The sequence below is a fragment of the Cupriavidus sp. 05T313 genome, from assembly GCF_056396665.1.
The window spans coordinates 1-757 of the sequence record NZ_JBFTLX010000560.1 but is presented as its reverse complement, the minus strand read 5'-3'; the positions used below and the strand labels follow the sequence as shown (position 1 = coordinate 757).

1 pseudogene is annotated in these 757 nt (G+C 66.3%); it reads left to right on the top strand.

Annotated features, from left to right (window positions below):
• Window positions 1-757: pseudogene (locus AC1DKD_RS41750) on the top strand (DDE-type integrase/transposase/recombinase); the annotation flags it as partial.

Sequence of the window (757 nt, the reverse complement as noted above, 5' to 3'; positions counted from 1 at the left end):
GAGTACGGGTCCGAGAAGAACGCCGAGGCGTCCAAACGGACGAAGGAGCTGGAGAAGGAGAACGCCCGGCTCAAGCGGCTGCTGGCGGAGAAGGAACTGGCCATCGACATCCTGAACGAGGTGGCGAAGGGAAAATTCTGAGCCCCGAACCCCGCCGCCGTGCCGTGCGCATGGCGGTGGAGAAGTTCGGGGCATCCGAACGCTTCGCGTGCAAGGTCATCGGCCAGAACCGGTCCGCGTTCCGCAAGAAAAAACCCGACATGGGCTTCGAGGAAATGCAGCTCCGAACAGCCCTGCGCGCCATCGCAGTGAAACACCCCGCCTGGGGCTGGCGGAAGGCCCGCTGGCACCTCCTGGCCCAGCCCGAGTGGGGCGGCGTGGCGCTGAACCGGAAGCGGGTGCGCCGGCTCTGGCGCGACGAAGGCCTCGTCTGTAAAGCCAGGGCGCGGAAGAAGCGCCGGACCGGGCCCGGCGCCGGGGAACGGAAACGGCTCACAGCCGAGTATCCGATGCACGTGGTCAGCTTCGACTTCCAGTCCGACGTGACCTCCTGCGGCYGGCACATCCGGTYCTTCAACGTCATCGACGAATACACSCGCACCGCRCTGGCMRTCATTCCGYGCCGGYCYTTCAARGCCKCSGACGTSGTCGCGGTGCTGGAGGACRTCATCGMCGAAACCGGCACCGCYCCGACCTACGTCAGGTGTGACAACGGACCGGAATTCACCGCCGCCGCCCTGATCGAGTGGTGCAACAC